The organism is Sphingomicrobium astaxanthinifaciens (assembly GCF_022865105.1).
Taxonomy (GTDB): domain Bacteria; phylum Pseudomonadota; class Alphaproteobacteria; order Sphingomonadales; family Sphingomonadaceae; genus Sphingomicrobium; species Sphingomicrobium astaxanthinifaciens.
Genome location: NZ_JAKNYM010000002.1, coordinates 994346 through 1017151, shown reverse-complemented (window position 1 = coordinate 1017151; position 22806 = coordinate 994346). Strand labels below are relative to the sequence as shown.

General features: G+C 68.7%; 27 protein-coding genes and 1 tRNA gene. 12 read left to right on the top strand and 16 right to left on the bottom strand.

Translation table 11 applies throughout. The annotated features are described in order from the left end of the window. Window positions 1–8: 8 nt before the first annotated feature. Window positions 9–350 (bottom strand): AtpZ/AtpI family protein, encoded by a 342-nt coding sequence (locus L8951_RS09020; RefSeq protein WP_244382682.1) that lies wholly within the window; start codon window positions 348–350, stop codon window positions 9–11. A 296-nt stretch (window positions 351–646) separates the two neighbouring features. On the opposite strand from L8951_RS09020, the gene radC reads away from it, so the two are divergent. From radC to L8951_RS09000, 4 genes are all read left to right on the top strand, one after another. Beyond that, window positions 647–1333 carry a RadC family protein gene (radC, locus tag L8951_RS09015; RefSeq protein WP_244382681.1) on the top strand — a complete coding sequence of 229 codons (687 nt, stop codon included), beginning with the start codon at window positions 647–649 and terminating at the stop codon, window positions 1331–1333. Window positions 1334–1398: 65 nt separating this feature from the next. Beyond that, window positions 1399–2718 carry an adenylosuccinate lyase gene (purB, locus tag L8951_RS09010; RefSeq protein WP_244382680.1) on the top strand — a complete coding sequence of 440 codons (1320 nt, stop codon included), beginning with the start codon at window positions 1399–1401 and terminating at the stop codon, window positions 2716–2718. Then, a complete protein-coding gene (locus tag L8951_RS09005) occupies window positions 2715–3251 on the top strand; it encodes a biliverdin-producing heme oxygenase (protein WP_244382679.1) in 537 nt (178 codons plus the stop codon). Before purB ends, L8951_RS09005 begins: the two co-directional genes overlap by 4 nt. Further along, on the top strand, window positions 3248–5848 hold the full coding sequence (locus L8951_RS09000; RefSeq protein WP_244382678.1) for an HWE histidine kinase domain-containing protein: 2601 nt from the start codon (window positions 3248–3250) through the stop codon (window positions 5846–5848). The genes L8951_RS09005 and L8951_RS09000 overlap by 4 nt, the downstream gene beginning before the upstream one ends. Before the next feature lie 26 nt (window positions 5849–5874). Here L8951_RS09000 and L8951_RS08995 read toward each other — a convergent pair whose 3' ends face one another. The 3 genes from L8951_RS08995 to dnaK all read right to left on the bottom strand — a co-directional run bounded on the left by L8951_RS08995 (window position 5875) and on the right by dnaK (window position 10001). Then, entirely contained in the window at window positions 5875–6774 is a 900-nt protein-coding gene (locus tag L8951_RS08995; protein WP_244382677.1) for an MBL fold metallo-hydrolase, read from the bottom strand. Between the two features lie 90 nt (window positions 6775–6864). Continuing rightward, window positions 6865–7998, bottom strand: coding sequence for a molecular chaperone DnaJ (dnaJ, locus tag L8951_RS08990; RefSeq protein ID WP_407696412.1), 1134 nt, complete (start codon window positions 7996–7998; stop codon window positions 6865–6867). Window positions 7999–8060: 62 nt separating this feature from the next. Continuing rightward, complete coding sequence (gene dnaK / locus L8951_RS08985; protein WP_244382674.1) at window positions 8061–10001, bottom strand: molecular chaperone DnaK; 1941 nt, start codon at window positions 9999–10001, stop codon at window positions 8061–8063. 261 nt (window positions 10002–10262) lie between these two features. Here dnaK and L8951_RS08980 point away from each other — a divergent pair, with 261 nt between their 5' ends. Further along, entirely contained in the window at window positions 10263–10550 is a 288-nt protein-coding gene (locus tag L8951_RS08980) for a cold shock domain-containing protein (RefSeq protein WP_244382673.1), read from the top strand. A gap of 45 nt (window positions 10551–10595) precedes the next feature. Here the strand turns inward: L8951_RS08980 and fabG are convergent, their stop codons facing one another. Both fabG and fabD read right to left on the bottom strand, forming a co-directional pair. Further along, window positions 10596–11333 carry a 3-oxoacyl-[acyl-carrier-protein] reductase gene (gene fabG / locus L8951_RS08975; RefSeq protein WP_244382672.1) on the bottom strand — a complete coding sequence of 246 codons (738 nt, stop codon included), beginning with the start codon at window positions 11331–11333 and terminating at the stop codon, window positions 10596–10598. After that, window positions 11333–12256: an ACP S-malonyltransferase gene (fabD, locus tag L8951_RS08970; RefSeq protein ID WP_244382671.1), complete on the bottom strand. Its 924-nt coding sequence runs from the start codon at window positions 12254–12256 to the stop codon at window positions 11333–11335. The genes fabG and fabD overlap by 1 nt, the downstream gene beginning before the upstream one ends. A 238-nt stretch (window positions 12257–12494) precedes the next feature. On the opposite strand from fabD, the gene L8951_RS08965 reads away from it, so the two are divergent. The 5 genes from L8951_RS08965 (at window position 12495) to L8951_RS08945 (ending at window position 14875) form a co-directional block, all read left to right on the top strand. Continuing rightward, window positions 12495–13061 (top strand): outer membrane beta-barrel protein, encoded by a 567-nt coding sequence (locus L8951_RS08965; protein WP_244382670.1) that lies wholly within the window; start codon window positions 12495–12497, stop codon window positions 13059–13061. Window positions 13062–13286: 225 nt separating this feature from the next. Next, window positions 13287–13646, top strand: coding sequence for a 30S ribosomal protein S6 (rpsF, locus tag L8951_RS08960; protein WP_244382669.1), 360 nt, complete (start codon window positions 13287–13289; stop codon window positions 13644–13646). Next, a complete protein-coding gene (rpsR, locus tag L8951_RS08955; protein ID WP_244382668.1) occupies window positions 13646–13870 on the top strand; it encodes a 30S ribosomal protein S18 in 225 nt (74 codons plus the stop codon). The genes rpsF and rpsR overlap by 1 nt, the downstream gene beginning before the upstream one ends. A gap of 11 nt (window positions 13871–13881) precedes the next feature. After that, on the top strand, window positions 13882–14568 hold the full coding sequence (gene rplI / locus L8951_RS08950; protein WP_244382667.1) for a 50S ribosomal protein L9: 687 nt from the start codon (window positions 13882–13884) through the stop codon (window positions 14566–14568). A 139-nt stretch (window positions 14569–14707) separates the two neighbouring features. Beyond that, window positions 14708–14875 carry a hypothetical protein gene (locus L8951_RS08945; protein ID WP_244382665.1) on the top strand — a complete coding sequence of 56 codons (168 nt, stop codon included), beginning with the start codon at window positions 14708–14710 and terminating at the stop codon, window positions 14873–14875. Between the two features lies 1 nt (window position 14876). Here the strand turns inward: L8951_RS08945 and L8951_RS11655 are convergent, their stop codons facing one another. From L8951_RS11655 to L8951_RS08925, 4 genes are all read right to left on the bottom strand, one after another. After that, complete coding sequence (locus L8951_RS11655; RefSeq protein WP_244382664.1) at window positions 14877–15656, bottom strand: AfsR/SARP family transcriptional regulator; 780 nt, start codon at window positions 15654–15656, stop codon at window positions 14877–14879. Between the two features lie 353 nt (window positions 15657–16009). Next, window positions 16010–16360: a UrcA family protein gene (locus L8951_RS08935; RefSeq protein ID WP_244382663.1), complete on the bottom strand. Its 351-nt coding sequence runs from the start codon at window positions 16358–16360 to the stop codon at window positions 16010–16012. Window positions 16361–16627: 267 nt separating this feature from the next. Continuing rightward, window positions 16628–16993, bottom strand: coding sequence for a UrcA family protein (locus L8951_RS08930; protein WP_244382662.1), 366 nt, complete (start codon window positions 16991–16993; stop codon window positions 16628–16630). Between the two features lie 105 nt (window positions 16994–17098). Next, window positions 17099–17539 (bottom strand): DUF6456 domain-containing protein, encoded by a 441-nt coding sequence (locus L8951_RS08925; RefSeq protein WP_244383223.1) that lies wholly within the window; start codon window positions 17537–17539, stop codon window positions 17099–17101. A gap of 244 nt (window positions 17540–17783) precedes the next feature. Here L8951_RS08925 and L8951_RS08920 point away from each other — a divergent pair, with 244 nt between their 5' ends. Then, entirely contained in the window at window positions 17784–18353 is a 570-nt protein-coding gene (locus tag L8951_RS08920; protein WP_244382661.1) for a helix-turn-helix domain-containing protein, read from the top strand. Between the two features lie 21 nt (window positions 18354–18374). Here L8951_RS08920 and L8951_RS08915 read toward each other — a convergent pair whose 3' ends face one another. From L8951_RS08915 to L8951_RS11650, 4 genes are all read right to left on the bottom strand, one after another. Then, the gene (locus L8951_RS08915; RefSeq protein ID WP_244382660.1) at window positions 18375–18887 is read right to left on the bottom strand and encodes a DUF421 domain-containing protein; all 513 of its coding nucleotides are present in this window, start codon (window positions 18885–18887) and stop codon (window positions 18375–18377) included. A gap of 57 nt (window positions 18888–18944) precedes the next feature. Continuing rightward, window positions 18945–19020: transfer RNA gene (locus L8951_RS08910), tRNA-Val, on the bottom strand. Beyond that, the gene (locus L8951_RS08905; RefSeq protein ID WP_244382659.1) at window positions 19020–19580 is read right to left on the bottom strand and encodes a DUF2165 family protein; all 561 of its coding nucleotides are present in this window, start codon (window positions 19578–19580) and stop codon (window positions 19020–19022) included. The genes L8951_RS08910 and L8951_RS08905 overlap by 1 nt, the downstream gene beginning before the upstream one ends. Window positions 19581–19722: 142 nt before the next feature. Beyond that, window positions 19723–20640 (bottom strand): helix-turn-helix domain-containing protein, encoded by a 918-nt coding sequence (locus L8951_RS11650; protein ID WP_244382658.1) that lies wholly within the window; start codon window positions 20638–20640, stop codon window positions 19723–19725. A 180-nt stretch (window positions 20641–20820) separates the two neighbouring features. Here L8951_RS11650 and L8951_RS08895 point away from each other — a divergent pair, with 180 nt between their 5' ends. Continuing rightward, window positions 20821–21144 carry a hypothetical protein gene (locus L8951_RS08895; protein WP_244382656.1) on the top strand — a complete coding sequence of 108 codons (324 nt, stop codon included), beginning with the start codon at window positions 20821–20823 and terminating at the stop codon, window positions 21142–21144. Here the strand turns inward: L8951_RS08895 and cysQ are convergent. Both cysQ and L8951_RS08885 read right to left on the bottom strand, forming a co-directional pair. Continuing rightward, window positions 21141–21953 carry a 3'(2'),5'-bisphosphate nucleotidase CysQ gene (gene cysQ, locus L8951_RS08890; RefSeq protein WP_244382655.1) on the bottom strand — a complete coding sequence of 271 codons (813 nt, stop codon included), beginning with the start codon at window positions 21951–21953 and terminating at the stop codon, window positions 21141–21143. The two genes, L8951_RS08895 and cysQ, sit on opposite strands and share 4 nt — an antisense overlap. Before the next feature lie 4 nt (window positions 21954–21957). After that, window positions 21958–22737 (bottom strand): SDR family NAD(P)-dependent oxidoreductase, encoded by a 780-nt coding sequence (locus L8951_RS08885; protein WP_244382654.1) that lies wholly within the window; start codon window positions 22735–22737, stop codon window positions 21958–21960. Between the last annotated feature and the right edge of the window lie 69 nt (window positions 22738–22806).

The following is a 22806-nucleotide window of genomic DNA, read 5'->3' as shown; positions in this document are numbered from 1 at the left end:
CCACGTCTCTACTCGTCCCTGTCACCCGGCACCTGGCCGGTAGAAATTCTCACGATGCTCCAGAACCCGCCGATGATCCCGAGGACCAGGCCGATAATGAGCGCCACACCCCCGGTGCCGGCGAGACGGTCGACCGTCCAGCCGATGAGGGTGCCACCGAACAGTCCGCCCAGAAGATAGGACAGCACCCGCCCGCCCTTGGCCTCGCTATCGTCGGGCTTGGGGCGATGGGCACCGGTCCGCTCCGCCTCCCGTTGCTGCGCTTTTCTCAGCCGCTCTTCGAGCGAATCGATCCGCGCATCCTCGGGGGTTTCGGGCGCCTGCCTGTCGGTTTCGTTCTCGGCCATCATTTCTCCCGTAAACCAAGTGCCAGCTTCAGAGTTGAAACTGGCACGACGGCCCGGGGCTTCGAACGAGCCCGCCAGAGGCGCCGCCCCTTTATGAAGCGCGGCCCATAGTGTCAACCGCTGGCGGGCACGCCGCGGCGCCTTTTTGCGCGCGCCGCGCGCAAATTGGCGGGTCGCCGCGGGCATCGCGATCGAGACGGCAGCGCAATGACCCTTGGCGGCGCGCGCCGCGTCCGCTAGCCTTGGCGCTGCCGAATCCTCGTGGAGCGCTTGCCCATGCACCGTTCGGCCTGCCCGTCATGAACCTGCCCGCCCCGGTCGACGCGCGCGGCCACCGCGAGCGGCTGCGCCAGCGCTTCCTCGACGAGGGCGAGCGCGCGCTGCACGACCACGAGCTGGTCGAATATCTGCTCACCGTCACGGTCCGGCGCGGCGACACCAAGGCGCTCGCCAAGCGGCTCATCGCCCAGTTCGGCGGTTATGCCGAATTGCTCGAGGCCGATGTCGGCACGCTGCGCCGGGAGGGGCTGAGCGAGGCGCAGATCGGCGCGCTCAAGATCGCGCAGGCGAGCGCCAGGCGATTGCTCGAGACGCGCACCGAGGGGCGCGACCCGCTGATCAGCTGGCAGGCGGTGTGCGACTATCTCCATGCCAAGATGGCGTGGCGCGGGACCGAGGAGGTGCGCGGCCTGTTCCTCGACACGCGCAACCGCCTGATCGCCAACGAGCGATTGTTCGAAGGCACCGTCGATGAAAGCGCGGTGCATGTACGCGAGGTGCTGGCGCGGGCGCTGGCGCTCAACGCCTCGGCGCTGATCCTCGTCCACAACCACCCCTCGGGTGATCCCAGCCCCAGCCGCGCCGATATCCGGCTGACGCGCGAGCTCGCCGAGGCCGCGCGGCCCTTGCGCATCCAGCTCCACGACCATGTCATCGTCGGGGCGATGCAGGCGCCGCTCAGCCTGCGCGCGGCGGGGCACCTGTGAGGCGGTTGTGAAGCCCCGCCCCCCCTGCTAGTCGCAGCCGAAACGACAGCCATTCGGAGCGCACCATGGTCCCCCGCTACGCTCGTCCCGAGATGACCGCCATCTGGGATACCGAGAACCGTTACCGCATCTGGTGGGCGATCGAGGTGTTCGCCGCCGAGGCGATGGGCAAGATCGGCATGATCGACGCCGAGGACGCCAAGACCATTCGCCGCGCCTATGACGAGGACGTGCTCGGCGAGATCGACGTGCCCGCGATCGACGCGATCGAGGCGGTGACCAAGCATGACGTCATCGCCTTCCTTACCTGGGCGGGCGAAAAGCTCGGCCCCGAGCGCCGCTGGCTGCACCAGGGGATGACCAGCTCGGACGTGCTCGACACCAGCCTCGCGGTCCAGCTCAAGCAGTCGGCCGACCTTTTGATCGAGGGCATGGAAGCGCTCCTCGAGGTGCTCAAGCGCCGCGCCCACGAGCACAAGCGCACCCCGACCATGGGCCGCAGCCACGGCATCCACGCCGAGCCCACCAGCTTCGGCTTGAAGCTCGCGCAGGCCTATGCCGAGTTTCACCGCGGGCTCGCCCGGCTCAAGAGCGCGCGCGAGGAGATCGCGACCTGCGCGATCTCGGGGGCGGTCGGCACCTTCGCCAACATCGACCCGCGCATCGAGGACCATGTCGCAGCTGAGCTCGGGCTCACCCCCGAGCCGATCTCGACGCAGGTCATCCCGCGCGACCGCCATGCCGAATTCTTCGCCACCCTCGCGGTCATCGCCTCCTCGATCGAGCGGCTCAGCGTCGAGATCCGCCACCTCCAGCGCACCGAGGTGCTCGAGGCCGAGGAATATTTCTCGCCCGGGCAGAAGGGCTCGAGCGCGATGCCGCACAAGCGCAACCCGGTGCTGACCGAGAACCTTACCGGGCTGGCGCGGATGGTGCGCGCCTATGCGCTCCCGGCGCTCGAGAATGTCGCGCTGTGGCACGAGCGCGATATCAGCCACAGCTCGGTCGAACGCTTCATCGGCCCCGACGCCTGCATCACCCTCGACTTTGCGCTCGCCCGGCTCACGGGCGTGATGGACAAGCTGATCGTCTACCCCGAGCGCATGCAGGCGAACCTCGACCGCATGGGCGGGCTGATCCACTCGCAGCGCGTCCTCCTCGCGCTGACCCAGAAGGGGCTCAGCCGCGAGGACAGCTATGCGATCGTCCAGAAGAACGCGATGCGGGTGTGGGAATCGGACGGGCGGCTCAAGCTGCTCGAGCTGCTCAAGGCCGACCCGCAGGTGCGCGAGCGCATGCGCGAGGACGAGCTCGAGGCGCTGTTCGACCTCGAGCACCACCTCGCCCGCGTCGACACCATCTTCGACCGCGTGTTCGGCGCTTGAGCGTCCGCGCCGCGCTGAAAGCCGCGACCGCCTCGCGCCACGAGGCGCTCGACCGCCGCCTGGCCGCGCTCGACCTCGCGCGGGGCGACGACTATGCGCGGTTCCTGCGCGCGCAGGCCGCCGCGCTGCTGCCGGTCGAAGCCGCGCTCGACCATGCCGGCGCGGCGAGCGTCATCCCGCGCTGGGCCGAGCATCGCCGCGGCCCCGCGCTGCTCGCCGACCTCGACCGCCTCGGCCACGCCCTGCCCCCGCCCGTCGTCCTCGCCCCGCTGCTCGGTACCCCCGACATCCTCGGCGCCGCCTATGTGCTCGAGGGCTCGCGGCTCGGCGGGATCGTGCTGCGCCGTGGCCTGCCCCCAGGTGCCCCGCGGGCCTTCCTCGCGCATGCCGGGCCGACCCCGTGGCGCGATTTCGTCGCGCTGCTTGAACAGAAGCTCGCCTCGCCCGTTGACCGCGCCGTGGCCGAGCGGGCGGCCATCCTCGTCTTCGAGGCTTTCGCGCGCGCCGCCGATGCGTATGTTGGAGCCCGATGAACAAAGCCGAAGACTTCGAAGGGCCCGTCGACCTCACCAATTGCGACCGCGAGCCGATCCACCTGCTGGGCGGGATCCAGCCGGTCGGGTTCCTCATCGCCTTCTCGATCGACTGGCAGGTGATGCGCTATTCGGCCAACCTCGGCGACTTCCTGCCCGTCGGGGACGACCCGCTCGGCAAGCGCGCGCAGGAGTTCCTCTCGGGCGAGGCGATCCACGCGCTGCGCAACCGGCTCGCGCTGCTGCGCGGCCCCGATGCCATCGAACGGCTGTTCCGGCTCTGCCTCAACGACGACGATCCGCAACGCTACGACATCGCGCTGCACATGTCGCAGGGCATGATCGTGATGGAGGGCGAGCCGAGCCGCGAGAAGGAATATGGCGATGCCAGCGGAATGGTCCGCTCGATGGTCAGCCGGCTCGACAGCGCCCCCGACATGGACGGGTTCCTGCGCGAGGCGGCGCGGCAGGTGCGCGCGCTGACCGGTTATGACCGGGTGATGGTCTACCGGTTCGACCCCGACGGGTCGGGCGAGGTCGTGGCCGAAGCGGCCAAGAACGGGATCGGCACCTTCCTCGGGCTGCACTATCCGGCCAGCGACATCCCGCGGCAGGCACGCGCGCTCTACCTGCGCTCGCTGATGCGGGTGATCACCGACGTCGATGCCGAGCCCGTGCCGGTTCTGCCCGCGACCGATGGCGAGGGCGAGCCGATCGACCTGTCGCTCTCGGTGCTGCGCTCGGTCAGCCCGATCCATATCGAATATCTCAAAAACATGGGGGTGCAGGCCACCCTCACGCTGTCGATCATCACCGACAACCAGCTGTGGGGGATGGTCGTCGCCCACCATTACAGCCCGCGCTGCCCCGGGTTCGAACGGCGCGCGGTCGCCGAACTGTTCGGCCAGCTGTTCGCGATGCGCGTGGAATCGCGCGAGCGGCAGGCGCTGATGGCGCTCGAGCGCCAGGCGCGCGAGATGTCGAACCAGCTGCTCGGCGCGATCGCCACCGACGAATCGCTGCTGCGCGACCCGCAGTGGTTCTCGGACATCGTCACCGGGGTGGTCCCCGCCGACGGGGTCGCGGTCTGGATCAACGGCAATTACGCCTTTGCCGGGCGCACCCCCGACACCCAGCAGTTCGCGCGCATCGTCCAAGCGCTCAACGGCACCGCCGCGGGGCGGGTCTTCGCCACCGACCGGATCGCCGACGTGGTCGACGGCGCCGAGACGTATAGCGGCACCGCCGCGGGCATGCTCGCGATCCCGATCAGCCGCACCCCGCGCGATTATGTCGTGCTGTTCCGCGAGGAGCGGGTCCGCTCGGTGCGCTGGGCGGGCAATCCGCAAAAGCCCGCGAGTTTCGGCCCCAACGGCAAGCGCCTCCACCCGCGCGAGAGCTTCGCCGAGTGGAAGGAAACGGTCGAGGGCCGCTCGCGCCCGTTCAGCGAGACCGAAAAGCGCATCGCCGAGACGCTGCGCGCTACCCTCATCGAGGTGGTGCTGCGGCTGTCCGACGAGGCCAGCGTCGAACGGCAGGCGGCCAACGACCGGCAGGAGCTGCTGATCGCCGAGCTCAACCATCGGGTGCGCAACATCCTCAGCCTCATCCGCGGGCTGATCCGCCAGTCCAAGCCGAGCGACGACACCTCGATCGAGGAATTCGTGACGATGGTCGACGGGCGCATCCATGCGCTGGCGCGGGCGCACAACCAGATCACCGAGGACCATTGGGGACCGGCGCAATTCCAGCAGCTGATCGATGCCGAGGTCGCCGCCTTCCTCGTCGAGCACAAGGACCGCGTCTCGACCGACGGGCCGGGCATCCTGCTCAACCCGCAGGCCTATTCGACGATGGCGCTGGTGATCCACGAGCTCGTCACCAACTCGGCCAAATATGGCAGCCTGTCGACCTCGGGCACGGTCCACCTCGACTGGCATGTCGACGAGACCGACCATCTCAATATCCGCTGGACCGAACAGGGCGGCCCGCCGGTGCAGCCGCCGCGTCGCCAAGGGTTCGGCACCACCATCATCGAGCGCAGCGTGCCCTACGACCTTGGCGGCAAGGCGCGGCTCGACTATCTCCCCGAGGGGGTGCGCGCGAGCTTCATCATCCCGCCGCGCCACCTCACGCTGCGCAGCGGCAAGGAGGGGCAGCAGGCCCGCGCGGGCTCGGCGACGGCGCCCCACGCCGCCGCCCCCGATCCCCGCGCCGGCGTCAACGAGCGGCTGCTCGAGGCGCGCACGGTGCTGCTGGTCGAGGACAGCCTCATCATCGCACTCGATGCCGAGGACATCCTCTACCGGCTCGGGGCGCTGCACGTGGCCACCGAGGCCACGGTCGAAGGCGCGCTCGCCGCGATCGACCGCGCGCGTCCCGACTTCGCGGTGCTCGATATCAACCTCGGCGATGCCACCAGCTTCCGCATCGCCGACCTGCTCGAGGACGAGGCAATCCCCTTCGTCTTCGCTACCGGCTATGGCGAACAGGCCTCGCTGCCCGAACGGCACCGCGCCCGGGCGGTGCTGCAGAAACCCTATACCATCGGCACGGTGAGCCGCCGCCTCGAGGAGCTGTTGGCCGCGGGCAACTAACCCCGCGCGGCGCCGGGGGGCACGGCTCAGCGGGGGCTATAATCGGTCTCGCCGCGCAGGCTCTTGTAGACCGCCTCGATGAACTTGTCGGCGGTGATGAAGCCCTCGCCCACCGCATAGCCGGCGGCGGGGGCGCTCGCCTGGATCGCTGCGAGATCGTCGCCGCGCGCGATCCCCGCAGCGACCGCGTTGCGGATCGAGACCAGCATGTCGTGATAGGCGTGCAGGTCCGCATGGGTGGCGACGGGGCCATGCCCCGGGATCACCGTCCAGTCCTCGTCGATCTGCGCGAGCACGCCGCGGACTGCGGCGATCACCCCATCGATCGAGCCGCCCGCAGCAAGGTCGAGATAGGGCCAGGTCACGTCCTTGAAGTAGATATCGCCCATGTGGACGATGCGGCTGTCCTCGAACCAGACGATGCTGTCGCCATCGGTATGCGCATGATGAGCATGCGCCACCCGGATCCGCTCGCCGTTGAGATGGAAGTCGATCTCGCTGTCGAAGGTGAGGACGGGCAGCCGCATCCATTCCTCGGCGCTCGCCTCGCCGCGCGCGGCCGCCGCGGCGACCTGTTCGCCGATGCGCCGCCCCGCGTTGCGATGCGCGACCACCTTGCCGCCCGCCATCCGCATGCGCTCGTTCGCGCCGCTGTGGTCGGCATGATAGTGGGTGTTGACGACGAAGCTCAGCGGCGCCTCGCTCAACTGCGCGATGGCGGCGAGCAGCGCCTCGCCGGTGCGCTCATATTTGTCGTCGATGAGGATCAGTCCGTCGGCCCCGCGATGCAGCGCGACATTGCCGCCCGGCCCGAACAGCACGCAGACGCGCTCGTCGAGGCACTGGCTCGTGACCGTGTCGTCCTGCGCGGCGGCCGCGGGGGCCATGAGGGTGGCGGCGAGAAGGCCGGCGGCGAGATGGCGCATGGATCTGTCCCCTGTTGTTGCGTTGCCCCAACAACAGCCGCGAGCCGCCGGTTCCCCGCGCCCGCCTCGGCCGCGCGCGCGCCGCGCACGCTAGCCGTCGAACATTTCCTTCATGCGCCCGAAAAAGCCCTTGGTGGCGGGGCATTCGTCGCCTGTTTCGGTCTCGCGGAACTGCTCGAGCAGTTCCTTCTGCTTCTTGGACAGCTTGACCGGCGTCTCGACGTGGATGCGCGCGATCATGTCGCCGCGCCCGACCGAGTTGACCACCGTCATGCCCGCGCCGCGCTTTTGCAGTGTCTCGCCCGACTGCATCCCCGGCTTGATCCGGAAGGCGACCGGCTGGCCGTCGACGCCCGGCACCTCGACCTCGCCGCCCAGCGCGGCGGTGGTGAAGCTGACCGGCACCTCGGCGACGAGCGTCGAGCCCTCGCGGCGGAAGATCGGATGCCGCTTCATGTGGACGAAGAGGTAGAGATCGCCGCGCGGCGCGCCGCGCACCCCCGCCTCGCCCTCGCCCGCCACGCGGATGCGGTTGCCGTCGTCGACCCCGGCGGGGATGTCGACCGACAGCTTGCGCTTGCGCGGCATCCGGCCCTCGCCGTTGCAATGGTGGCAGGGGTCGGCGACGACCTGCCCGGTGCCGTTGCACCCCGGGCAACCGCGTTCGACGAGAAAGAAGCCCTGTTGCGCGCGCACCTTGCCCGCGCCGCCACAGGTCTCGCACACGACCGGTCGCGAGGTGCCCGCCGAGCCATTGCCTTCGCACGGCTCGCACGGCGCCATCGCCTCGATCGTGATCGTCTTCTCGGTCCCCGCGAAGGCTTCCTCGAGCGTGAGGTCGAGATCGTAGCGTAAGTCCGCCCCGCGCCCCGGCGAGGGGCGCGCGCGGCCGCGACCACCGCCCGCCATCTCGCCGAAGATCGAGGAGAAGATATCGGAGAAATCGGCGCCCGCGCCGCCGCCGCCGAAGGGGTTGCCGCCCCCCGGCCCGCCGCCCTCGAAGGCGGCCTTGCCGAAGCGGTCGTAAGCGGCGCGCTTCTGCGGGTCCTTGAGGACGTCATACGCCTCGTTGATCGCCTTGAAGCGCGCTTCCTTGTCGACGCAGCCATTGTGGCGGTCGGGATGACAGTCCATCGCCGCCTTGCGATAGGCGCGCTTGATGTCGCCCGCGTCGGCATCGCGCGCGACGCCCAGCAGTTCGTAATAGTCGGTATCGGCCATTATCTCGTCCCACCCCAGACGCACGAAGGCGCCGCCCCTTCAGCAAGGAGCGGCGCCCGCATGGCTCAACTGGCCTTTTCGTCTTCGTCGACTTCGCTGAACTCGGCGTCGACGACTTCCTCGTCGTCCTTCGAGCCCGCGTCGTCGCTGCCGGTGTCACCCGCCTGCGCTTCGGCGCCGGCGGCCTGTTCGGCCTGGTAGATCGCCTGCCCGAGCTTCATCGCCTCGGCGGCGAGCGCTTCGGACTTGGCCTTGATCGCATCCATGTCCTCGCCGCCGAGCGCGTCCTTGAGCTCGGTCAGCTTGGCCTGGATCTCGGCCTTGGTCGCCTCGTCGACCTTGTCGCCATGCTCCTCGAGCTGCTTCTCGGTCGAGTGAACGAGGCTGTCGGCCTGGTTGCGGACCTCGGCCTGTTCCTTGCGCTTCTTGTCGTCCTCGGCGAACTGCTCGGCTTCCTGGACCATCTTCTCGATGTCGGCATCGGACAGCCCGCCCGAGGCCTGGATGCGGATCTGCTGCTCCTTGCCCGTGCCCTTGTCCTTGGCCGAGACGTTGACGATGCCGTTGGCGTCGATGTCGAAGGTGACCTCGATCTGCGGCACGCCGCGCGGCGCGGGGGGAATGCCGACGAGGTCGAACTGGCCGAGCATCTTGTTGTCGGTCGCCATCTCGCGCTCGCCCTGGAAGACGCGGATGGTGACCGCGCTCTGGTTGTCGTCGGCGGTCGAGAAGGTCTGGCTCTTCTTGGTCGGGATCGTCGTGTTGCGATCGATCATCCGCGTGAAGACCCCGCCCAGCGTCTCGATGCCGAGCGACAGCGGGGTGACGTCGAGCAGCAGCACGTCCTTGACGTCGCCCTGCAGCACGCCCGCCTGGATCGCCGCGCCGATGGCGACGACCTCGTCGGGGTTGACCCCGGTATGCGGCTTCTTGCCGAAGAACTGCTCGACCGTCTCGCGCACCTTGGGCATGCGGGTCATGCCGCCGACGAGCACGACCTCGTCGATGGCGTCCTTGTCGACCCCCGCGTCCTTGAGCGCCTTCTTGCACGGCTCGAGGGTGCGCTTGATGAGGTCGCCGACGAGCTTCTCGAGGTCGGCGCGGGTGATCGTCTCGACGAGGTGCAGCGGGGTAGAGGCGCCGCCTTCCATGCGCGCGGTGATGAAGGGCTGGTTGACCTCGGTCGTCTGCGCCGAGGACAGTTCGATCTTCGCCTTCTCGGCCGCTTCCTTGAGGCGCTGCAGCGCGAGGCGGTCCTTGCGAAGGTCGATATTCTCCTTCTTGTTGAACTGGTCGGCGAGATATTCGACGATCGCGGCGTCGAAGTCCTCACCCCCGAGGAAGGTGTCGCCGTTGGTCGACTTCACCTCGAACACGCCGTCGCCCAGCTCGAGGATCGAGATGTCGAAGGTCCCGCCACCAAGGTCGTAAACGGCGATGGTCTTGTTGCCTTCCTGCTTGTCGATCCCGTAGCCCAAGGCCGCCGCGGTCGGCTCGTTGATGATGCGCAGCACCTCGAGCCCCGCGATCTGGCCGGCGTCCTTGGTCGCCTGGCGCTGCGCGTCGTTGAAATAGGCCGGCACGGTGATGACCGCCTGCGTGACCGTCTCGCCCAGATAGGCTTCGGCGGTTTCCTTCATCTTCTGGAGGATGAAGGCGCTGATCTGCGAGGGCGAGAAATCCTTGCCGCCCGCCTTGACCCAGGCGTCGCCGTTCGATCCCTTGACGATCTCGTAGGGGACGAGCTCGGTATCCTTCTTGGTCACGGGATCGTCGAACCGGCGCCCGATCAGGCGCTTGACCGCGAATACGGTATTGTCGGGGTTGGTGACCGCCTGCCGCTTGGCGGGCTGGCCGACGAGCCGCTCGCCGTCCTTGGTGAAGGCGACGATCGACGGCGTGGTGCGCGCGCCTTCGCTATTCTCGATCACCTTGGGCTTGCCGCCTTCCATGACGGCCACACAGCTATTGGTGGTGCCAAGGTCGATGCCAATGACTTTGGACATAGATGTACTTCCCTCTCTGCTAGACCCCTGTTGCCCCGTCGGGGCGGAGAAAAATTCGCTTCGAGCGCGATATAGGGAGGGCATTTGCAGTGACAAGGTGCGCCCCCCGCCTTCCCCGCCATCTCGTTGAAGCGACACGAAAAATCGACGGAATGCGTGCGCAGGCGGCGCGCTTTATGCTATAGGAAAGGCTCGACTGGACGCCGTTCATCACCCCGCCCGGCCGATCGTTCTCGAGCTCGGAAAATAGGAGACGATCAGATGTCGCTCGAAGGAACCGTCACCGCTTACAACGAAGCACACCGCTGCGGGGTCATTCACTGCGATGACGACGACAGCGACCTGCGCGTGGAGCCGCGCGATCTCGATGCCTCGGGGCTCGATCACCTGACCCGCAACTGCCGGGTCAGCTTCGATCGCGCGATCGACGCCGAAGGCCGGATCCATGCCCAGCGCATCACCCAGTTGCAGGACCCCAAGATCGTCGCGGGACGCTCCAACATGTCGATGGAACGCCTGCACGACGCGGGCTTCAAGTCGATCTTCTGACCGGGCGGTGACGGCGCCGGGCCGGACCCGGCCCGTCGCCGCGCCTTACACCATCGCCATCCCGCCATTCACGTGCAGCGTCTGGCCGGTCATGTAGCCGGCCTCGTCGCTGGCGAGATAGGCGACCGCCGCGCCGATATCCTCGCCCGACCCCATCTTGCCCATCGGGATCTTCGACAGGATCGCGTCCTTCTGCTTGTCGTCCAGGGCATGGGTCATCGCCGAGGTCATGAAGCCCGGCGCCACGCAGTTCACCGTGATGTTGCGGCTCGCCACTTCCTGCGCGAGGCTCTTCGACATGCCCACGAGCCCGGCCTTGGCGGCGACATAGTTCATCTGCCCGGGATTGCCCGTCTGGCCAACCACCGAGCTGATGTTGACGATCCGCCCGCCGCGCGCGCGCATCATCGGCTTGACCGCCGCGCGCATCAGCCGGAAGGCGGCCTCGAGGTTGACCTTGATGACGTCGTCCCACTCGTCATCCTTCATCCGCATCGCGAGGTTGTCGCGGGTGATGCCGGCATTGTTGACGAGGATGTCGAGCTTGCCGAGCTTGTCGACCGCGGCGGGCACCAGCCCGTCGACCGCGTCGGCATCCGAGAGGTTCGCGACCAGCGTGACGTGATCGCCGCCGAGCTCGTCGGCGAAGGCCTTGAGCTTGGCCTCGTTCGAGCCCGACAGCGCGATCCGCGCGCCCTGTGCATGAAGCGCCTTGGCGATCGCCGACCCGAGGCCGCCCGATGCGCCGGTCAGCAGCGCGGTTTTTCCTTGGAGTGAAAACATCAGACTTCCTTCGCAAATGCTTCGAGGTCGGCCATCGTCACGAGGCTGGTCGCCGTCGCGTCGGGCACGATCTTCTTGACCATCGGGCCGACAACCTTGCCGCCGACCTCGACGAAATGGGTCACGCCCTTGTCCGCCTTATATTGGATGCTCTCGCGCCAGCGCACGCGGCCCGTCACCTGCTCGACCAGCTGGCTGAGGATCGCGGGCGCCTCCGACGAGGCCTCGGCAGTCACGTTGGCGACCAGCGGCACCGAGGGCGCCACCGGCTTGTGCTCGGCCAGCGCCACCGCCATTCGGTCGGCGGCCGGGCGCATCAGCGAACAATGGAAGGGCGCCGACACGGGCAGCTTGATCGCGCGCTTGGCCCCCATCTCCTTGGCGCGCTCGACGACGCGGTCGATCGCCTCGGCATGGCCCGACAGCACCACCTGCCCCGGATCATTATCATTGGCGACCTCGCACACCTGCCCCTCGGCGCAGCCTTGCGCGATTTCCTGCGCCTTGGCGATATCGACACCCAGCAGCGCGGCCATTGCGCCGACGCCCACGGGCACTGCGTCCTGCATGGCATTACCACGGACGCGCAGCAGGCTGGCGGTCTCGGCGAGCGCGAAGCTGCCCGCGCCGCACAGCGCCGAATATTCGCCGAGGCTGTGCCCGGCCACGAAAGCGGCCTTGTCGGCAAGGTCGATGCCGCTCGCGCGCAGGACCGCGATCGAATGCGCCATGATCGCGGGCTGCGCGTTGGCGGTCATGGTGAGATCGTCGGCGGGGCCGTCGGTCATCAGCTTGAACAGGTGCTGCGACAGCGCCTCGTCGACCTCGTCGAAGGTATCGCGCGCGGCGCGGCTCGCGGCGGCCAGTTCGGCGCCCATGCCGACCTTCTGGCTCCCCTGCCCGGGAAAAATGAAAGCGTACATCGAAAGTCCCTCCTGTCGCGCCGTCGCCTAAATCGCCCGCCCGCCCCGCGCAAGCCCGTCGGCCGGACCCGTTTTTTGCTGCAACTCATCGATAACCGCCGGAACCTCGCGCCATGTTCGCCATTTCACCCGCTCTGCAATCGCGAACGGCCCGCGCCGGCGCCCTCGCCGGGGCTGGGCCTTTGCCAGTAAAGGATTGATAACTATGCTTAAGTTTGCTCTTTGCGCTACCACGGCAATGGCCGCCCTTATCGCGTCCCCCGCGCTGGCGCAGGACGGCGCGCCCAACGTCTATGCGGGCGTGCAGGCAGGCTATCATCACCTCGACGAGATCGATTTCAACGAGGTCGGCTTCGCGGCGACGACCGACATCGACAGCCCCGCCTACGGCGGCTTCGCGGGCGTCACGCTGCCCACCGAAGGCAATATGGTGCTCGGGATCGAGGGCAATTTCCTCCTTGGAAGCGACGCGATCGACCAGGAATATGGCATGAGCGGCATCATCGGTATGCGGGTCGGCGCGAACAGCCGGGTCTACGCGCGCGGCGGTTATCAGTGGGTCGATCTCGACGTCGAGAAGATCGCCGACGAGGCCGCCGACGACCTCGGCCTGTCGGGGGGCGAGCGCGCGCTGTTCGTCGAGGCGGTCGAAGCCGGGGTCGACGGCGAGGATGTTGGCGACGGCTTCCTGCTTGGGCTCGGCGCGGACTTCGGCATCGGCGATGCCGCGTTCGTGCGCGCCAATATCGACACCGTCGAGTTCGACACGGTCAAGGTGACCGGCGGGGTGGGGCTGCGCTTCTAGCCCCCTTCCCGGGACTGTTGGCGGGTCGGGTGGCAAGTGCCGCCCGGCCCGTCTTCGCCAGCGCGCCCGACTTGCATTTGTCCGTGCTTTTCGTCATAGGCGCCCCCGCGGCACCGGACGGGAGCGATTCCGCCCGGACACTGCACATTGAATACCGACGACAGCCGGAGGGGCGGTGCGCATGGGGCGCCCGTCAGCGATCGGCCAAATGAGAGAGAAGACGATATGGCTCTGTACGAGCATATCTTCCTCGCGCGTCAGGACCTTGCGCAAGCGCAGGTGGACACCCTGACCGAAGACGCCGGGAAGATCATCGCCGACAATGGCGGCAAGGTCATCGAGACCGAAAACTGGGGCCTCAAGAGCCTCGCCTACAAGATCCAGAAGAACCGCAAGGCGCACTTCGTGATGCTGCGGCTCGACACGCCCCCCGCGGCGGTCGAGGAACTGGAACGCCAGACCCGCATCAACGAAGACGTGGTCCGTTACATGACCATCCGCGTCGACGCGCACGAAGACGGCCCCTCGGTCCAGCTGCGCAAGAACGAACGCGACGGTCGTCGCGGCAAGAAGGAGCGCAACTAATGGCCCGTCCGTTCTTCCGCCGCCGCAAGTCGTGCCCCTTCTCGGGCAACGACGCGCCCGTCATCGACTACAAGGACACGCGCCTGCTCCAGGGGTTCATCTCCGAGCGTGGCAAGATCGTGCCCTCCCGCATCACCGCAGTGTCGGCCAAGAAGCAGCGCGAACTCGCCAAGGCGATCAAGCGCGCGCGTCACATCGGCCTGCTGCCCTACGTCGTTAAGTAAGGAGAACACCCATGGACGTGATCCTGCTTGAACGCGTCGAGAAGCTCGGCGGCATCGGCGACGTCGTGACGGTCAAGAACGGTTATGCGCGCAACTACCTGCTTCCCAACAAGAAGGCCCTGCGCGCCAATGCCGCGAACAAGGCCGTCTTCGAAGCCAACCGCGAGAAGATCGAGAAAGAAAACGCCGAGAAGCGCGGCGTGGCCGAAACCGAAGCCAAGAAGATGGACGGCACCACGCTGGTGCTGATCCGCCAGGCCTCGAACACCGGCCAGCTCTACGGTTCGGTCGCCACCCGCGACATCGTCGCCGGGATGGAAGAGGAAGGCCACAAGATCGAGAAGAGCCAGGTCCAGCTCCTGCGCCCGATCAAGACCATCGGCATGCACGACGTCACCGTCGTCCTCCACCCCGAGGTCAGCGTGACCGTCAAGGCCAATGTCGCCCGTTCGCCCGAAGAGGCCGAGCTGCAGGCGCAGGGCGTCGACATCATCCAGCAGATGTATGAAGACGAGCAGGCCGAACTGGCCGGCAACGCGCTCCAGCCCGACAGCGAGGACGACATCGCCCTCGAGCCGGGCGAGGTCGTCGCCGAAGACGGTTCGATCGAGCCCGCCGAAGGCGAAGCCGCCGACGCCGCCGCGCCTGCGGCCGCCGAGGAAGCGACTGCCGACGAAGACAAGAGCGAAGAAGAGTAAGTCTCTTCCTTCCGCTCGCCTTCGGGCAAGGGAAACAGGGCCGTCCGGGTGACCGGGCGGCCCTTTTTCATGGCCACCGCCCGCCCGCCGGAACGCGGCTTCGTCGCGCCTCGTTGACCCTTGCGAAAGGAGAATGACGATGGCCAAGGACAAGGAGCAGGAACGCCTGTCGAACGAACGCGCCGCCGCGCTCAGCGACGAGGATCGGATCGAGGCGATGGACAGCGAGAATTTCGACGCGCCGACCTACCAGAAATCCGGGCAGGGCGGTCCCCGCGCGGGGCTCGCCGCCGACGAGGAAGAATAGCCTATTTTAGCACGCCGTCGCGCTCGGGAACCGGCGCCGCGGCGGGCGCATCGTCCTGCGTGAGGCGATCGATCAGCTGTTCCTCGAGCGCGGTCATCCCCTTGGTCGGCTCGACCCCCAGGTCGTGCCGCGCGCGCTCGACGAACTCGAGATAGCGTTGGCGCACGCCGCCGACATGCCCCGCCTGATATTCGGCGAGCATCGCATATTCGACGAAATCTTCGTTGAGCGGGTCGATCCGCTGCAGGCGGCGGATCAACGGGACCAGCTTGGCCCCCTGCCCGTGCGCGAGGCTGCGCTTCACCCAGTTGGCGGTCTCGGCCACGATCATCTCGGTGATGCGCCCGCGCTCCATCGCGAGCCAGTCGTCGAACTCGGGGCTGAGCCCGTCGAGATCCTCGAACGGGCGCCAGTCGCCGTCTTCCTCGCGCACATGGGTCAACCCGCCGCCTCGCACGCGTTCGGCGACCAGCCACAGATGGTGCCGGTCGGCCACCACCGGGGGCTCGTCGCGGTCGGTAGCGGCGCGGATGTCGCACAGGGCCTGCCGCAGGCTGGCCCGCGCCTGCTCCTCCGCCGAGCGCCCCCACAAGAGGCCTGCGAGTCGTTCGCGCGGCACCGCGCGCCCGCCGCGACCGACGAGATAGGCGAGCAGCCCGCACGCCTTGCGGCTCGAAGGGGTGCAGTCGCGGTCGTTGGCGAGGTCGATGACGCGGAAGGAGCCGATCAGATTGACCTGCCACCGAATACGCTTGGGACCTGATGTCGAGGCATCCGCCACAGCCGAGCTCCTGTTCCGTCTTGGACGACGCACCTGGGACGAAGCGATGAACTACCACAATTTTTATAAACATGCATCAAAGAACCCGCCACTCGCAATCGACGAATGGCGGGTTCGGATAGGCGAACGGCAGGCGGGAGGAGGAGCGGACTCCTCCCGCCCGCCGGACATCGTCGGTGCGCTCATGAAAGCGAGGGGCGCCGACGAAGGCCTTGCCGCGACGAAGGCGGCGGGGACGACTGGGCTCTCGTGAGAGCCGGGGCGAGCGAGGCGGCGATCGGATCGTCAGATGGCGGTCCTCTCGCGCCTCGCTCGTCAGGGGTTACGACCGCAGCCGCAACCGGTTGGCGGCGCTAGCGGGCGGTGATCAGGATCGTTTCGACGATCACCTGCCCACGCGGCGAGGCGAAGAGCGCGTCGGCCTGCGCATAGCCATCGGCCTGCGCGGTCGAGAAGCAGCGTTTCTCGTTCGACCACGTGCGGACCGGGACGAACCCCGGCGACATGCACATCGCGCGCGCCGCCTTGGTCACGCGGCCCTTGAGCGCCTCGTTGCCCGCCAGGCTCTGCAGGTCGAGGTCGCCGTGATAGATCGACGCCTGGACCGCTTCACCGTCATTGGCGATGACTTCGATCGGTTCCCCGGCGAGCGCCGGAGCAGCCAGCAGCGTGGCACCAGCAAGCGCAATAAGCGTCCGTTTCATTGGTATTCCCCTTCTCTTGTCCGGCTCGGCGCGGTCAATCGCGCCAAGTGAAGTGACTTTAGGCGCGCGCCGTCGATGGACTGTCGGTGCCGCGTCGTTGCGCCGCGAAACTTGCGTCAAAAGCGCGTGATTTGGCCCGCCATCCGGCGAGAACGCACAAAAAAGAGCGGGGGGCGGGCGCGACCGTCCCCTGCTCGAAGGCGCTGGTGACCCGCGTTGCCCGCGGGCCACCATCGAGGCGGCCGCGTGCCGGTCCCGGGGACCGGCTCAGCGGATGCGACCGACGATCGTCATCGCCTCGACGATGACCGACCCGCGCCGCAGCTCGTGCAGCGCGTCGGCCTGCCGATAGCCGTCGTTACGCGCCGTCGCATAGCAGCGGCGGCGGTCGGACCAGATCTCGATCGACTGGCGCCCGTGCGGGCCGCAAAGGTCCCTGGCGGCGGATCGGACCCGTGCCCGGATCGCGTCGCGTCCGGCATCGCTGCTCGGTTCGAGATCGCCGATATAGACGGTGGCGCGCGGCGCATCGGCCTCGGCGATAATCGTCACGGGCTTCTCGGCGAGCGCCGCGGCGCCCAGCAGCGAGGCCGCCAGCCCGGTTGCGGCGAGCAAGGGAAGAAACTTGACCATTGCCTTTCTCCTTCAAGGTGCCAGCACGGCATAAGCCATCGCCGCAAAGCCGACGTAGCCGCACCGCCAAGCGTGCGTCAGCGCCGCATCGATGCGCCGAGCCGTTCAGCGGATGCGATAGAAATCGGCGACCCCGTCGAGCGCCATCACGAGCACCAGCTTGCCCGCGCGCGCGGGCCAACCCAGCGCCCGTTCGACCTCGCGCATCCCTTCGCCCGCGCACACGCGCCACAGGATATCGCCGAGCCCGCTGCCCGCCGCGGCGACCGCGGCGTCGAAGCGCGCCTGGGCATCGAGCGCGCTGGCCGAGCGATCGGGCGGGCCCGCCGCGCTGCCGCGCCCGCTGGCGACCGGGCTGGCGTCCCACGACATGGTGACGCGCGCGCCGAGCTGCGCGCGCTCATAGTCGCGCCGCAGCTGTTCGCCCGCATCATATTGCCGCGCGTCGAGGTGCCCGCGCGCGCGCAGCCACCCCAGCGGGCTCTCGAGCCGGTTGACGGTGACGCTGCGCCGACGCGGGCGTCCGCCCACGACCTCGCCCTCGATCGCGACTTCCTCGAGTCGCCGCGGCGCGGTCGCCGCGCCTCCCGCGCCGTCACCCGATCTCGGGCCCGGGCCGGTGTCCGAGGCCGCGCTCGCCGTCCCGCCGCGCCCCCGCGCCGCCTTCGCCTTCTTCTTCCTGCCCGCCATGCCTGTCTCCCTCGCGTCGATTCGGCACGACAGGACTTGCCACGGCGGCACAACTGTAGGACAGGATAAAACCAATTTGGTTCAACTGGGGAAAATAGCCATGCAGTCGCGTATCCGGGAAGTCCGCAAGGCCAAGGGCATGACGCTCGCCGACGTCGCCGCCGCCTGCCGTCCCCCCACCACCGCGCAGACGATCGGTCGGCTCGAGACGGGGACGCGCACGCTGTCGCTCGACTGGGTCAACCGGATCGCCGCCGCGCTCGGGGTCGACAGTGCCGAACTGGTTCGCCACGGCGAGGATCGACCCACCCTCGAGGTGGCCGCGATTCTTGACGGCAACGGCCATGCGCAGGCTCCGCGCCAGCCGACCATCGCGCTGCCCCCGACCCCGGGCGCGGGGTTGAGCGGGGTGCGCGTGACCGCCGGGGTCGGCGACTATCGCAGCGGCGACGTGGTCTGGTGCCGCCACCTTGCGCCCGCCGAGTTCGACCGCGCGCTCAACCGCGACGTGCTCGTCCCGCGGCCCGCCGGGCGCTACCTCTACGGACGGCTGATCCAGCGCGAGGGCGGCCAGCTGCTGATCCTGCCGCCGGGCCCCGGGGCGCGTCAGCAGGTGGTCAAGGACCCCGCCTGGCTCGCGGTCGCCGAAACGCTCGTGCGCGCGCTCTAGCCACATGCGCGGCGCGCGTGGTCAGCGCGCGACATCCTCGAGCGCGGTCAACGGCTGGCGGGCACAGGCCTCGCTCGACAGCACGTTGAAGTGCCCGTCGGCCTCGAGCACCACCGCGCCGACATCCTCGATCCGGGCAAAACCGCCGGTGCGGATGACCTGGAGCAGGTCGCCGCGCGTCACCCGCTCGTCGGCCAGCGCGGCATCGTCGATCTCGCCGTTGCGCACGAGGAAGCGCGGGCGCGCGCGGATCGCCTGCTGGAAGCGGCCTGACCGCACGCTCAGCCAGCTGATCAGCGCCTGCAGCCCCACCAGCGCCGCGAGCGCCAGCACGCCCTGCGCGAGCGACAGGCTGGTGCTGGTCAGGATGTTGGCGAGGATCGAGCCGATCGCGACGGTGACGACGAAATCGAAGGCGTTGAGCTTGGCCAGCGTGCGCTTGCCGCCCACGCGCAGAAACAGGATGAGCAGGAAATAGGCGATGCTGCCGAGCGCGAGGGCGCGCCACAGCGCGTGGGGGTCGTCGATCCACATGCGCCACCAACCCGCGCGCGGCGCGAAGGATGCACGCGCGCCGCCGCGGGCGGGCGCTGGTGGGCGCTGACGGGTTCGAACCGCCGACCTACTCGGTGTAAACGAGCCGCTCTACCAACTGAGCTAAGCGCCCTATCCTTGCGGAGCGTCCGGCTCCTGCCAGCCCGTATCGCGATGATCAACCTTTTCCACCCGATCGGCCCAGCACGGTTCGTCCTGCGCGACCAGCGCCATCACCAGCCCCGAGCTGATGGCGTAGAAGAAGGCGCCTTCGAGCGAGCCGGCCCCCAATTCGGTCTGCCACATCTGGAACCCGGCGCCGCCGATCGCCATGAACAGCCCCAGCCAGGTGAAGACGAGCAGCCCCAGCCCGGCCAGCGCGAGCCACTTGGAGGCGCTGAACGCGCGTCGCGTGCCGCGCAACGACTGCGCCATCCGCACCGCGCCCGCCAGTACCGCGAGGCCGCCGACCAGTTCAAAGCCGATGATGACGGCATAAGCGAGCGAGACCAGCGCCGGGCTGTCGATCACCGGCACCACGCTGTCGGGATAGACGACATGGTCGGCGCGCGAGAAGACATAGGCCACCGCGGCGCGCCCGGCGTCGTAATTGACCATGTTCTGCAGCGCGTAGAGCAGCGCCTGCAGCCCGGCCCCGATCACCAGCATGAGCTTGATGAAACGTATCGTCATCGCATCCCCCTTCCCCCGTTCGACGCGTCAACCGCGACCACCAAAGGTTTAATCTGTCGCAAGGTCAAGGGGGCGCCGGCCGGGCCCGGTGCACGCGCGGCGGCGCGCCGCCGTCCGCCGCCCCGCCCTCACCCCGCCCCGGTCAGATCGCGAACCGCGGCCCCAGCTTGGCGAAATAGCCTCGCATCGCACGGCTCGCGTCGGGCGACAGTTCGACGAACACGCGGCGCCCGTCGTGCGGATCGGCGCGCCGCACGAACAGCTTTTTCGCGGTCAGCGTCTTGATCCAGCGCAGCGCCGTGGTGGCGGGCACCGCCGCGGCCATGCACAGCGACGAGACCGGGACCCGGATCTGCTGGATCTCGGCGGCGAGCAGGTCGAGCATCATGTCCCACGCCGGGTCATGGAACAGGTCGGCCGGAAAATAGTCCTCGCGCAGCCGCCGCGCGCGAATGACCGAGCGCACTGTCTCGGCGCTCAGTTCGGCGGTCGACTCGCCCTCCGGGGCGGGGGCGGTCGCGGCGAGCGCCGCTCCCTGCTCGCCCAGCCCGCCGTCGCTCATCTTCGACAAGGTCGCGGCGATGCGTTGCACCTCCTCCGACAGGCGCCGCAGCGCGGCGGGGTCGGAGCCGCGCGCATCGCCGACCCGTCCCGCGCCCTCGCGCGCCACCATCAGCCCCAGCGCCGCCGCGCGCGCCGCCGCGTCGGGCGCGACGAGCAGCTCGACATGCGGCCCGACCAGCGCGGCGACGGGGTCGAGCAGCGCCGCGTCCATCGCCACTGTGGCGGGCAGGCGGCTGTGCTCGCTATGCGCATCGAAGGCCATCAGCCAGTGATCGAGCACATGCCCCTGGTCGCGGTCGAGTTCGATCCAGACCGGATGCGTGCTGAGCTGGTCGACCCCGGTCGCGCCAACGTCGTGGCACGCCCCCACCTCGAACCCGCACGCCTCGATCGCGGCGCGTCCGCGCGCGGCGGCGTCGGGCCCCGAGGCGACGAGATCGACGGTGCCCGCACCGGGCGCGGCGGGTTCATGGAAAATCGAGTAAAACTCGGTCACGACAGGCCCCCAGAAGGCAGCGGCACGAGACGATGATCGCCTCACCGCCTCGCGTCCTCATGGTACCGAGCGGGAGCAACCCTAACGAAGCCGATGCGCGCGCGCCATCCCCTAAAAACCGCGCCGCTTCGGAGGAACTGGCAAGGCTAGCGAGAGCCTCGCGATGGCAGGGCGTTAGGCATGATTGCGATACCCACTCACCATCGATCGCGCGATGCCAGCGTAAGCCGCATCCGCCGTCTTATCCATCTCGAGGACGTGCTCGCCGATTGCCGCACCCTCATCCGCAGCCTGCCCGACGACAGCGAGACGGCGCACGACTCGGCCCGGCGGATCGGGCGCGCGCAGGCCGAGATCGACCGCTTGCGCGGGGTCGAGGCACCGCCCGCCGCCGCCGACCCCGCGATGCAGCAGGCGCTCGAGGGAGAATTGCGCACCGCACCGCGCGCCGATGCGGTACCCTGCGGCAAGACCGACCCCGGCCCCCGCGGCGCGGGGCGCTAGCCGACGTCGATCGGCATGTAGGGGCCGATCGCGGGGGCTTTCCAGCCGGCGGTGGCGACGAACCCCGGGTTAAAGAAGGCAGGCTTGCCATAGCCGAGCGTTTCGCCGTCGGGGCCATCGACCCGCCCGCCCGCGCCGAGCAGCACCGCGTGCCCCGCCGCCGTGTCCCACTCGCTGGTCGGCGAGAGCCGCGGATAGACGTCGGCATGCCCCTCCGCGAGGATGCAGAATTTCAGGCTCGAGCCGACCGAGATGCGGGCGGGCCGGTGCCCCCCGAAGGCCTGTTCGAGATAGTCGACGGTGGCCTGCGTGAGGTGCGACTTGGAGGCCACTGCCACCCGCTCCTCGCCCAGCTCACGGCAGCGGATCGCGCGCCGCGGCCCGCCCGCCTCGAGCCACGCCCCGCGCCCCGCCAGCCCGAGGTGGAGGTGGCGGCTCGCGGGCGAGTAGACGACCCCGAGGATCGGCTGCCCGTCCTCGACCAGCCCAATATTGACGGTGTAATCCTCACCCCCGCGGATGAATTCCCTGGTCCCGTCGAGCGGATCGACGAGGAAGAAGGTGTCGTCGTGCGCGGGGATGCGCCCCGCTGCCACCTCCTCCTCGGCGATGACCGGCACGCCCGGGGCCTGCATGCGCAGCGCCTCGAGGATCACCGCCTCGGCGGCGCGGTCGGCGACCGTCACCGGCGAGGCGTCGCTCTTGCGCTCGACATCGAAGCCTTGCCGCACGATGGCGAGAATCGCCTCGCCCGCCTCGCGCGCGGTCTCGCCGAGCGCGTCGAGCAACTGGGGCGTGGCGAGCGTCATGGCCTCAGCGCGGCGCCATGCGGATACCGCCGTCGAGCCGGATGCTCTCGGCGTTGAGATAGGGGGTCTGCGCGATGAACGCCGCGAGCTCGGCATATTCCTCGGCCTTGCCGAGCCGCTTGGGGAAGGGCACCTGCGCGCCCAGCGCGTCCTGCACCTTCTCGGGCATCATCGCCACCATCGGCGTCTTGAACACCCCCGGCAGGATGGTGTTGACGCGCACCCCGTCGTTCATCAGGTCGCGCGCGATCGGCAGCGCTATCGCCAGCACCCCGCCCTTCGAGGCCGAATAGGCTGCCTGCCCGATCTGCCCGTCCTCGGCCGCGACCGAGGCGGTGTTGATGATGCAGCCGCGCTCGCCATCCTCGAGCGGGTCCAATCCGACCATGCCCTGCGCGCTATGCGCGATGCAGCGGAAGCTGCCGACGAGGTTGATGTTGATCGCCAGTTCGAACTGGATCATCGGGTAGAGCAGCCGCTCGCCCGTCTCCTTGTTGGTCCCCACCGTCTTGGCGGCGTTGGCGACGCCCGCGCAATTGACGAGGATGCGCTCCTGCCCGTGCGCCGCGCGCGCTTTCTCGAACCCCGCCTTGACCGCGTCGTCGCTGGTCACGTCGACGTTGCAATAGACGCCGCCGATGTCCTTGGCGACCTTCTCGCCCGCCTCCTCGTTGCGATCGAAAATGGCGACCTTGGCGCCCATGCTCGCGAGCTTGCGCGCGGTCGCCTCGCCAAGACCCGACGCGCCACCCGTGACCACTGCTGCAACACCATCGACGTTCATGCTTCTTCTCCCTTTCGCCGGCCCCGGGGGCCACGGACGTTCATCTTGCTCGTCGACGTAGAGAAGCCG

Coding starts and splice junctions, on each gene's coding strand:
- radC (WP_244382681.1), top strand. CDS start 647: ATGAACCTGCCCGCCCCGGTCGACGCGCGCGGCCACCGCGAGCGGCTG.
- L8951_RS08945 (WP_244382665.1), top strand. CDS start 14,708: ATGGCCAAGGACAAGGAGCAGGAACGCCTGTCGAACGAACGCGCCGCC.
- fabD (WP_244382671.1), bottom strand. CDS start 12,256: ATGTACGCTTTCATTTTTCCCGGGCAGGGGAGCCAGAAGGTCGGCATG.
- L8951_RS08920 (WP_244382661.1), top strand. CDS start 17,784: ATGCAGTCGCGTATCCGGGAAGTCCGCAAGGCCAAGGGCATGACGCTC.
- L8951_RS08885 (WP_244382654.1), bottom strand. CDS start 22,737: ATGAACGTCGATGGTGTTGCAGCAGTGGTCACGGGTGGCGCGTCGGGT.
- L8951_RS09020 (WP_244382682.1), bottom strand. CDS start 350: ATGATGGCCGAGAACGAAACCGACAGGCAGGCGCCCGAAACCCCCGAG.
- L8951_RS08995 (WP_244382677.1), bottom strand. CDS start 6,774: ATGCGCCATCTCGCCGCCGGCCTTCTCGCCGCCACCCTCATGGCCCCC.
- L8951_RS08935 (WP_244382663.1), bottom strand. CDS start 16,360: ATGAAACGGACGCTTATTGCGCTTGCTGGTGCCACGCTGCTGGCTGCT.
- cysQ (WP_244382655.1), bottom strand. CDS start 21,953: ATGACGCTCGCCACGCCCCAGTTGCTCGACGCGCTCGGCGAGACCGCG.
- L8951_RS08930 (WP_244382662.1), bottom strand. CDS start 16,993: ATGGTCAAGTTTCTTCCCTTGCTCGCCGCAACCGGGCTGGCGGCCTCG.
- rpsF (WP_244382669.1), top strand. CDS start 13,287: ATGGCTCTGTACGAGCATATCTTCCTCGCGCGTCAGGACCTTGCGCAA.
- L8951_RS08915 (WP_244382660.1), bottom strand. CDS start 18,887: ATGTGGATCGACGACCCCCACGCGCTGTGGCGCGCCCTCGCGCTCGGC.
- L8951_RS08965 (WP_244382670.1), top strand. CDS start 12,495: ATGGCCGCCCTTATCGCGTCCCCCGCGCTGGCGCAGGACGGCGCGCCC.
- rpsR (WP_244382668.1), top strand. CDS start 13,646: ATGGCCCGTCCGTTCTTCCGCCGCCGCAAGTCGTGCCCCTTCTCGGGC.
- L8951_RS08980 (WP_244382673.1), top strand. CDS start 10,263: ATGTCGCTCGAAGGAACCGTCACCGCTTACAACGAAGCACACCGCTGC.
- L8951_RS08905 (WP_244382659.1), bottom strand. CDS start 19,580: ATGACGATACGTTTCATCAAGCTCATGCTGGTGATCGGGGCCGGGCTG.
- fabG (WP_244382672.1), bottom strand. CDS start 11,333: ATGTTTTCACTCCAAGGAAAAACCGCGCTGCTGACCGGCGCATCGGGC.
- dnaK (WP_244382674.1), bottom strand. CDS start 10,001: ATGTCCAAAGTCATTGGCATCGACCTTGGCACCACCAATAGCTGTGTG.
- L8951_RS08895 (WP_244382656.1), top strand. CDS start 20,821: ATGATTGCGATACCCACTCACCATCGATCGCGCGATGCCAGCGTAAGC.
- rplI (WP_244382667.1), top strand. CDS start 13,882: ATGGACGTGATCCTGCTTGAACGCGTCGAGAAGCTCGGCGGCATCGGC.
- L8951_RS09000 (WP_244382678.1), top strand. CDS start 3,248: ATGAACAAAGCCGAAGACTTCGAAGGGCCCGTCGACCTCACCAATTGC.
- purB (WP_244382680.1), top strand. CDS start 1,399: ATGGTCCCCCGCTACGCTCGTCCCGAGATGACCGCCATCTGGGATACC.